The 2500-nt window shown below is 49.7% G+C and carries 1 rRNA gene (only partly in view); it reads right to left on the bottom strand.

Annotation, left to right across the window (positions count from 1 at the left end):
• Positions 1-2500, bottom strand: a 23S ribosomal RNA gene (locus H4K34_RS04345) (it extends past both window edges: 63 nt to the left, 309 nt to the right).

Genomic DNA, 2500 nt, shown 5'->3' on the forward strand with positions numbered 1-2500 from the left:
CCTATCAACGTCCTGATCTCGAACGACCCTTAAAAGAAATCTCATCTTAGGGCGAGTTTCGCGCTTATATGCTTTCAGCGCTTATCTCATCCAAACATAGCTACCCTGCGATGCAGCTGGCGCCACAACAGGTGCACTAGAGGTTTGTCCGACTCGGTCCTCTCGTACTAAAGTCAGCTCCCTTCAAATTTCTAACGCCCGCAATAGATAGAGACCGAACTGTCTCGCGACGTTCTGAACCCAGCTCGCGTGCCACTTTAATGGGCGAACAGCCCAACCCTTGGGACCTTCTCCAGCCCCAGGATGTGACGAGCCGACATCGAGGTGCCAAACCCCCCCGTCGATGTGAGCTCTTGGGGGAGATCAGCCTGTTATCCCCGGAGTACCTTTTATCCTTTGAGCGATGGCCCTTCCATACGGAACCACCGGATCACTATGCTCTGCTTTCGCACCTGATCGACTTGTAGGTCTCACAGTTAAGCGCCCTTATGCCATTGCACTCTACGCACGGTTACCAAGCGTGCTGAGGGCACCTTTAGAAGCCTCCGTTACTCTTTTGGAGGCGACCACCCCAGTCAAACTACCCACCAAGCACTGTCCCCCGATGACGGGGTTAGGCTTCAAATAAACAAAGGGTGGTATTTCAAGGTTGACTCCACAACACCTGGCGATGCTGCTTCAAAGTCTCCCACCTATCCTACACATTGTTTATCCGAAGTCAATACTAAGCTGTAGTGAAGGTTCACGGGGTCTTTTCGTCCCATTGCGGGTACTCGGCATCTTCACCGAGACTACAATTTCACCGAGCTCATGGCTGAGACAGTGCCCAGATCGTTGCACCATTCGTGCAGGTCGGAACTTACCCGACAAGGAATTTCGCTACCTTAGGACCGTTATAGTTACGGCCGCCGTTTACCGGGGCTTCAATTCAATGCTTCTCCGAAGATAACATCTCCTCTTAACCTTCCGGCACCGGGCAGGTGTCAGACCCTATACATCATCTTTCGATTTCGCAGAGTCCTGTGTTTTTGATAAACAGTCGCCTGGGCCTTTTCACTGCGGCCTCTGTTGCCAGAGGCGCCTCTTCTCCCGAAGTTACGAGGCTATTTTGCCTAGTTCCTTAGCCATGAATCACTCGAGCACCTTAGGATTCTCTCCTTGACTACCTGTGTCGGTTTGCGGTACGAGTTGTATATACCTGAAGCTTAGAGGTTTTTCTTGGAAGTCTGATTAGGTCCATATCTCATCATCCGAAGACTCCGAGTACTATCACCTTCGACAAGCTCTGCGGATTTACCTACAGTGCCTATATCTACTGGCTTCAACGTACTATTCCGTCAGTACGCAGGACTTTCACTACTCCGTCACCCCATCGCAGTATACACAAGTACGGGAATATTAACCCGTTTTCCATCGACTACCCCATTCGGGTTCGCCTTAGGTCCCGACTAACCCTGAACCGATTAGCGTTGTTCAGGAAACCTTAGTCTATCGGTGAGCAGGTTTCTCGCCTGCTTTATCGTTACTTATTCCTACATTTTCTTTTCTAGCCGCTCCAGCAAACCTTACAGTTCACCTTCGACGCAACTAGAATGCTCCCCTACCCATCTTTCGATGCTATTGCTTCGGCAGTATGCTTAATGCCCGATTATTATCCACGCCCGATCGCTCGACTAGTGAGCTGTTACGCACTCTTTAAATGAATGGCTGCTTCCAAGCCAACATCCTAGCTGTCAAAGCAATCAGACCACGTTTGATCAACTTAGCATACATTTGGGGGCCTTAGCAGATAGTCTGGGTTGTTTCCCTCTCGGACAAGGACCTTAGCACCCATGCCCTCACTCCCAAGTATATTTAGTAGCATTCGGAGTTTGACAGGATTTGGTAGGCGGTGAAGCCCCCGCATCCAACCAGTCGCTCTACCTCTACTAAACTAAACTTGAGGCTGCACCTAAATGCATTTCGGGGAGAACGAGCTATTTCCCAGTTTGATTAGCCTTTCACCCCTACCCACAGCTCATCCAAAGACTTTTCAACGTCAACTGGTTCGGTCCTCCACTCTGTGTTACCAGAGCTTCAACCTGGCCATGGGTAGATCACCGGGTTTCGCGTCTACCCCCACTAACTAAACGCCCTATTCAGACTTGCTTTCGCTTCGGCTGCTTGGCTGAACCAATTAACCTCGCTAGTGAGGAGTAACTCGTAGGATCATTATGCAAAAGGCACGCCGTCATCCCTAATGGGACTCCGACCGCTTGTAAGCGTACGGTTTCAGGAACTATTTCACTCCCTTATTCAGGGTACTTTTCACCTTTCCCTCACGGTACTAGTGCACTATCGGTCTTTCAGGAGTATTTAGCCTTATCAGATGGTTCTGACAGATTCACACAGGATTTCTCGTGTCCCGCGCTACTCAGGATACCACTACCATTTATTCAATATTACCTTTACGGGACTTTCACCCTCTTTGGTTGGCTCTTCCAAAACCATTCAAGTTCTT

Origin of the sequence: Croceimicrobium hydrocarbonivorans, assembly GCF_014524565.1 — a bacterium.
Lineage (GTDB): Bacteria > Bacteroidota > Bacteroidia > Flavobacteriales > Schleiferiaceae > Croceimicrobium > Croceimicrobium hydrocarbonivorans.